7 protein-coding genes are annotated in these 6339 nt (G+C 72.7%); 3 read left to right on the top strand and 4 right to left on the bottom strand.

Annotation, left to right across the window (positions count from 1 at the left end):
- Nucleotides 1-231 (bottom strand): hypothetical protein (locus Q1N79_RS16105; protein ID WP_300609887.1); only part of this gene is annotated, 231 nt, incomplete at its 3' end.
- Between the two features lie 25 nt (nucleotides 232-256).
- On the opposite strand from Q1N79_RS16105, the gene Q1N79_RS16100 reads away from it, so the two are divergent.
- Nucleotides 257-544 carry a hypothetical protein gene (locus tag Q1N79_RS16100; RefSeq protein ID WP_300609886.1) on the top strand — a complete coding sequence of 96 codons (288 nt, stop codon included), beginning with the start codon at nucleotides 257-259 and terminating at the stop codon, nucleotides 542-544.
- Here Q1N79_RS16100 and Q1N79_RS16095 read toward each other — a convergent pair.
- Together Q1N79_RS16095 and Q1N79_RS16090 are read right to left on the bottom strand one after the other, a co-directional pair.
- A complete protein-coding gene (locus tag Q1N79_RS16095; protein ID WP_300609885.1) occupies nucleotides 541-1377 on the bottom strand; it encodes an alpha/beta fold hydrolase in 837 nt (278 codons plus the stop codon). The genes Q1N79_RS16100 and Q1N79_RS16095 overlap by 4 nt on opposite strands.
- Complete coding sequence (locus Q1N79_RS16090) at nucleotides 1367-2278, bottom strand: DUF72 domain-containing protein (RefSeq protein ID WP_300609884.1); 912 nt, start codon at nucleotides 2276-2278, stop codon at nucleotides 1367-1369. Before Q1N79_RS16090 ends, Q1N79_RS16095 begins: the two co-directional genes overlap by 11 nt.
- A gap of 123 nt (nucleotides 2279-2401) precedes the next feature.
- Between Q1N79_RS16090 and Q1N79_RS16085 the strand changes: the two genes are divergently transcribed.
- Nucleotides 2402-3484 (top strand): Ig-like domain-containing protein, encoded by a 1083-nt coding sequence (locus tag Q1N79_RS16085; RefSeq protein ID WP_300609883.1) that lies wholly within the window; start codon nucleotides 2402-2404, stop codon nucleotides 3482-3484.
- A gap of 474 nt (nucleotides 3485-3958) precedes the next feature.
- Nucleotides 3959-5962 (top strand): zinc ribbon domain-containing protein, encoded by a 2004-nt coding sequence (locus tag Q1N79_RS16080; RefSeq protein ID WP_300609882.1) that lies wholly within the window; start codon nucleotides 3959-3961, stop codon nucleotides 5960-5962.
- 11 nt (nucleotides 5963-5973) lie between these two features.
- On the opposite strand, the gene Q1N79_RS16075 is transcribed toward Q1N79_RS16080, so the two are convergent.
- Nucleotides 5974-6339: response regulator transcription factor (locus Q1N79_RS16075; RefSeq protein ID WP_300609881.1), on the bottom strand; the 366-nt coding region annotated here is incomplete at its 5' end.

The following is a 6339-nucleotide window of genomic DNA, read 5'->3' as shown; positions in this document are numbered from 1 at the left end:
ATCCAGCGGGAACGGCTGCGGCAGCAGCACCTCCGGGAGAGAGAATTCCGGGCCTTTAGCCAGGCGCAGGAACGCGCGCAGCGCGAGCAGGTCAGAGCTGAGAAGGCTGCCGCACGAAAGGCGGCAGCTGATCTGAAAGAGGCTAAGCGGCTTTACCTGGAGGACCGCAAGGTCGAAGCGGAGGAGATGTCCCAAGCTCTGCGGGACCGGGTGGCTGGAGTCCGCGTTCACCAGGGACGGGGAGTTCCTGGCCGACGTGCACGTGATCGGCGACGAGGGGCACCTGTGGCTGGCGAACTTCGTCATCGCCCACGAGGGGCGGCTCGTCGTCACAAGGAACGGGTCCGTGGTGTCCGACGAACGGGCCGAGCATCACGACGCGGGCGACACGACGTTCGCCTGGCAGCTGCGCGCGTTCGCGGCGGCGGTGCTCGACGGCTCGCCGTTCCCCACGACGGCGGCGAGCGCGGTCACCACCATGCGGGTGATCGACGACGCGTACCTGGCGGCCGGGATGCCCGTCCGCGGGTCCGCCGCGACCTAGTTCCCGGCGCTGCCGTCAAGCAGTACCGCGGCGACCAGCCCGGGCGCGTCGGTCATCGGCACGTGGCCGCAGTCTGGCAGCCGCACGAACCTGGCATGCGGCAGCCGCTGCCTGGCGACGCGTGCCTGGCTGGGCGGCAGCAGGCGGTCCTGGGTGCCCCACCCGATCGTCACAGGGACGTCGGGCGGCACGGCTTCGGTGAACGACACCTGCGCTGCCAGTACCGCGCTGACCACCTCGCGGGCGGTGAAGAAGGCGCGGGCGTCGGCGGCGGCCTGTTCGGGCGGCATGCGCGCGGGCCTGTGCACGAACGGGCCGTCCATGACGTACCTGCCGAGTGTGCTGCGTGCCAGCGCGGGCACAAGCGGCAAAGTGAACGGCCCGGCCAGCAGCGCGGACTTGAAGACCGCCCGGGCGTAGCCGAACTGCCAGCCGTGAGCCCAAAAGCCGGCCGGCGACAGCGCTGTCACGGTCTTCGCGCGGCCTCGTGCGCCGGCGATCAGCGCGAGGGCGCCGCCCAGGGAGTTCCCCGCGATGTGGGGGCGGTCAAGGGCCTGCTCGTCGAGGAAGGCGAAGAGCTGCGTTGCGATCGCGCGGATCGCGGACTGTCCCTGGCCGGCTGTCTGCGCGAGCGGCGGGGACTCGCCGTGGCCGGGCAGGTCGACCGCGATGACGGTGCGGTGCGGCGTGAGCAGGTCGAGGACCGCGCTCCACGCCTGCCGGCGGTGCCCAAGCCCGTGCAGCAGCACCAGCGGCGGCCCGCAGCCGCGGCGCTCGTAGGCCAGGCCCGCACGACCTCCCGCGTCCGCAGATCCCAGCCCCTCAATTGTCATGGCCACCCTCATGGCCACCCTCATGGCCACGGAGCCTTTCGGCGAGCTGGCGGGCGTTGACCTGGGCGTAGTCGCGGTAGCAGTTGTTGAACAGCACATGGGTCAGCTCCGCGGCCGCGGCCAGGTCGCTCACTTTGCCGGCCCATTCGTCCAGCTCCTCGCCGGTGTAGCGGTAGCCGAACCGCTCATAGATGTCCTTGCTCCCCCACTTGTCCGAGTGGCCGTGCAGGCGGACGACGGCCAGGTCGCTGGTAACGGCAAGCACCGGCGGGACAGAGCTCGGGTATCCCTGCGGCATGTCCGCGCACACGTACGTCAGGCGCTGAGCCGACAGGAAATCCAGGGTCTCCTGCTGGTTGTCCGGGGTCAGCCAGGTGCGATTGCGGAACTCCACGCACACCCGGCGGGGCGCGACCCGCTGGGCGCACGCGACGATGTACTCCTTGTTCGCGCGGGAGATGGGGAACCACGGCGGGAACTGCAGCAGGATCGCGCCGAGCTTGCCCGCCTCGCGCAGCGGCTCGAGTGCGGCGAGGAACCGCTCCCAGGCCTGGCCGGTCACCTCCGGGTCGACGTCCTTGAGGTAGACCCGGTCCTTGCCGGCCTTGGCCGCCGCCTCGCGCAGCTCGGCCGGCAGCGCCTTCACCGGCGTGGGGTGGGTGGTGAACAGGCTGAACGCCTTGACGTTGAACGTGAAGCCGGCCGGCGTCCGCGCCGCCCACATCGCCGCGGTCTGGCTCGCGGGCAGCGCGTAGTAGGTGGAGTCCACCTCGACGAGCGGGAACTGCCTGGCGTAGAACCGCAGCCGTTTCTCTGGTGTGTCCGCCTCCGGCGGGTACCAGCCGGAGGCGGTCAGCGTCTTGTCGGTCCACGACGCCGTGCCTACCCGGATCTGCCCCATGCCAGCAGCTTAAATAACAGACCCGACCCGCTGGCCCGCCAACAGCGGGGCACGGCCGGGATTGGATGGCGCCCAGGGAGGGAAGGAGCGCCGCAAACCCGGCATCGAGGGGAGGCGTTCAGCATGAGGCTGATTCGGTCAGGCGCCGCCAGGAAAGCGGCGACCGCGATCGCGGCGGTCGTCGCGATACCGGTGATTACCGCGCTGGCGGCGGCGGTGACGGCCGCGCCGGCCAGCGCGTCCGGCGCGCATCCGGGTGTGGCGGGTGCCAAGCACCCGTCGACGGTCAGCGTGTCCGCAAGGCCAGGCACGGCCGTGGCCGGCATCAGCGTGACGCTGGCCGCGACCGTGCGGTCAGCGGGCGCGACGCCGACAGGAACGGTCAGCTTCGCGACGGGCCGGACGAGGCTGTGCGCCGGGCGGCTGTCGCACGGGTCAACACGCTGCACGGCGAGGTTCGCGGCGGCGGGCAGCTACACCGTGACGGGCAGCTATTCCGGTGACGCCACGCACGCCGGGGCCTCGGGGACGGCGCGCGTCACGGTGACGAAGGTCGCGACGACCACGCGGATCACGCTGATCAAGCCGGACCGGGTGCTCGCGGGCAGGCCGGCGACCGTCACCGTGGCCGTGACGGACAAGACGGCAGGGACCGCGGCCGCGACCGGGACCGTGAAGGTCACGCCGACCAATCCCGCGGACGTCGGGGTCGCGGGGTACTCGTGCACCGTCACCCTCACGTCCAGGTCGGCCGGAAAGGGGACCTGCAAGGTCACGCCCCCGGTCGGCACGTACGGGTTCATCTTCTACAACGCCACGTACAGCGGTGACGCGGCGCACGCGGCTTCGGTGTACGACGGCATGTACAAGGTGACCGTGCCGGACATCACGACGACGGTCGTCGCCTTCAGCCCGGGCGAAGGCACCGTCGGCGAGCCGGACACGATAACGGCCACGGTGACGAATCAGGCGGGAGACAACATCTCCCCGTCGGCGGGCGGCACGGGAACGGTGACGTTCTCGATCGGCGGCACCCCGATCGCCGGGTGCAGCGACGTCCCGCTTACCTACTCGGCGGCGGCCGGTAACACCGCGACCTGCTTCTATACGCCCACGGCGGCCGGATCGGTCACGGTGGTCGCCGCCTACTCAGGCGACGACGTCAACCTGGCGTCCTCCGGCAGCGCAGGCCTGTCGTCCGCGTAGCCCGCAGGGCGGACGCCCGACCCATTGCATCGCCGGGTAGTCAAGGGGCTGGCCGGCGGGCAGGGCCGGCGGGCAGGGCTCTGGGCCGGGGCGGGCGGCAGGCACGGTTGCGTGACCGTTTCCCTGCGGCTTCCTCGCGTTACGCGGCCGGGTGCAGGCGCGTTCACGCCGCCGCGTGCCTGCCGGCCGCCGCCCGGCGATGCGATATGCCCGGTATGCCGGAATCCGGGAACCGGACATTCCGGACAGGGCGATTATCGGGAAGGAAAAGACCGGTCAGGGGTGGCCATTTCTTTCCCGTTATCCCGGCCGGGCGCCTGCAAGGCCAGCGGGAGGGGCTGGCGTGACGGACGGGAATGGGCCGGGGCGGCCAGCACGGCCGCCAGGGGCACGGCTTGCACTTCGCTACGTTCCTGGCATTGCAACCCATTGACGCCCGGGGACAGATCCTGCCAGGCTTTCGGAAATGTTTAAATGCACGGACTTGTCGCGCCGTGCTGGCTGATGGGGGAAGCCATGTACTGCAGCAGTTGCGGAGCGGCCCAGTCGGACCGGGCCAGGTTCTGCAGCCGGTGCGGGGCCCAGCTGGACGACGCAGGCGAGCAGTCACCGCCTGCCGTGCCCACGTTCGAGCCGGCGCCCCAGCAGCCATCGCCCGCGGCTCAAGAGCCGTGGGCGCAGCCCCAGCAGCAGCAGCCGGCCGCGCCCGCGTACGCGCCGTGGGAGCAGCCACAGCAGCAGCAACAGCCGCCCGCCGCCGCCCCGGCGTACGAGCCGTGGGAGCCGCCACAGCCCCGGCAGCAACAGGAGCCGCAGGCAGCCCCCGCGTACGAGCCGTGGGGACAGCCCCAGCCCCAGCCCCAGCAGCCCCAGCAGCCGCCGGCCGCCCCGGCGTACGAGCCGTGGGGGCAGCCACAGCAGCAGCAGCCGGCCGCCGCTCCCTCGTACGAGCCGCCGAGTCCGCCGCCCGCGGCCTCCCCCTACTGGGCGGCGAACGAGCAGCCCCGCTTTGACTCCCCCGCTTACCAGCCGACGGTCGGGTACCAGCCCCCGGCTGGCCAGGGTTACCCGCAGCCGCCCCCTGCCGGCCCCGGCTACGCGCCGCCCGCCGGCCCGGGCTACGTGCCGCCGCAGCGGCGGCGGCGCGGGGCGACGCGGGTCGTGGCCACGGTGGCCGCCGTCGTCGTCGTGCTCGCGGTGCTGGCGGTGGCGGGCTGGAAGGAGCACTTTCCTTCGGCGCTGTTCGGCGGCTCGGCACCGAAGCCGCTGACGTGGAGCGCGGCGAAGCCGCCGCTGCCCGCCGACGCGTCGACGTCATCCGGCCAAACCGCGTTCCTGAACGACATAGCGTGCTCAAGCGTCGCGAGCTGCCTGTCCGTCGGCTACTACCAGAGCACCGGCAGCGACAGCGATGGCCTCACCGAGACGCTGTCGGCCGGCTCGTGGGCGCCGGCCGTGGGAGCGGGCGTGCCGGGCGCCAGCGGGGACACCTACGTCTACCTCGAGGGGCTGTCCTGCCCGTCGCAGGGCTCGTGCGTGGCCGCAGGCAGCTACTTCGACAGCCAGAACATCCAAAAGCCCGTGATCGAGACGCTCTCGGGAACCACCTGGACAGCGACCAGGCCGCCGCTTCCCGGCGACGCGAATAAGGACAAGAACGCGCTTCTTGCCGGGGTCGCCTGCCCGGCGGCGGGGATATGCGTGGCCGCCGGCTGGTACACCGACAGCAGCGGCGACACGCGCGCCATGCTCGACACGCTGTCGGGCGGAACCTGGACGTCGGCGGCGGCGCCGCTGCCCGCCGGGGCGGTGCCCGGTCCGCAGACGTCGTCGAGCGTGCCGACGGCCCTGTTCGTGGTCAAGTGCCCGGCGGTCGGCAGCTGCGAGGCAGTCGGGGATTACGCAGACGGCGGCGGGGGCTACCAGGGCCTGATCGAGACGCTGTCCGGGGGGACCTGGACGGCGACCACGGCGCCGCTGCCAGCCGGCGCGGCGGCCGCTCCGGTCAGCTACCTGTGGGCGGTCACCTGCACCGCGCCGGGGACCTGCGTGGCCGTCGGCAACTACACCAGCCGCAGCGGCCAGAACACCGACCTGATCGAGACGCTGTCGGGCGGCACCTGGAACCCGGTGGCCGCCGGGCTTCCGGCCGGCGCCGCGGCCAGCCAGAAGTTCAGCCCCGACGCGGTGACCGGGCTGACCGCGGTCGCGTGCCGGACGGCCGGCGCCTGCGTGGCCGCGGGTTCCTACACCGCGCGGGGCGGCGCGGTCGTGGGCGTGATCGACACGCAGTCGGGCGGAACCTGGACGGCGGCGCGGGCGCCCCTGCCCGCCGGCGCGGCCACGGCCAAGCAGTACGTCTTCTTCGACTCGGCCGTGTGTCCCGCGTCGGGGTACTGCATAGCCGTGGGCGGCTACAACGCCAGCAACGGCAGCACCCAGCCCCTGATCGAGACGGGCGCGGCCGCGAGCGGATGACGATCCGGGGGCTACAGGCCCTCGCGGTGGGCGATGGCGGCCGCTTCTGTGCGGCTGGCGGCGCCCAGCTTGGCGAGGATGTTGGAGACGTGCACGCTGGCGGTCTTCGCGGTGATGAACAGTTCCGCGCCGATCTCGCGGTTGGACAGGCCCCTGGCGAGCAGGCGCAGCACCTCGCGCTCGCGGTCGGTCAGCGCGCCCGCCACTCCCCCGCCCAGCCCGTGCCCGTTGCGCGAGCCGTGGCCGAACGCGCCTGCTGAGCCGGCGTCGAGGCGGGCGCGGCGGGCCAGGTCGTCGAGGGCGGCGGACAGCGGGACGGCGCGCAGCCGCGCCGCCGTCGCGGCGGCGGCGCGGCACACCGCCGACGCCTCGTCGCG

The organism is Trebonia sp. (assembly GCF_030042015.1).
In the GTDB taxonomy this organism is placed as follows: domain Bacteria; phylum Actinomycetota; class Actinomycetes; order Streptosporangiales; family Streptosporangiaceae; genus Trebonia.
The sequence above is the reverse complement of the archived record's forward strand: the minus strand, read 5'-3'. Positions and strand labels throughout refer to the sequence as shown.

Bases quoted from the DNA above. Each gene is read 5' to 3' on its own strand.
- Q1N79_RS16085 (WP_300609883.1), top strand. From the start codon at position 2,402: ATGAGGCTGATTCGGTCAGGCGCCGCCAGGAAAGCGGCGACCGCGATC.
- Q1N79_RS16090 (WP_300609884.1), bottom strand. From the start codon at position 2,278: ATGGGGCAGATCCGGGTAGGCACGGCGTCGTGGACCGACAAGACGCTG.
- Q1N79_RS16095 (WP_300609885.1), bottom strand. From the start codon at position 1,377: ATGACAATTGAGGGGCTGGGATCTGCGGACGCGGGAGGTCGTGCGGGC.
- Q1N79_RS16080 (WP_300609882.1), top strand. From the start codon at position 3,959: ATGCACGGACTTGTCGCGCCGTGCTGGCTGATGGGGGAAGCCATGTAC.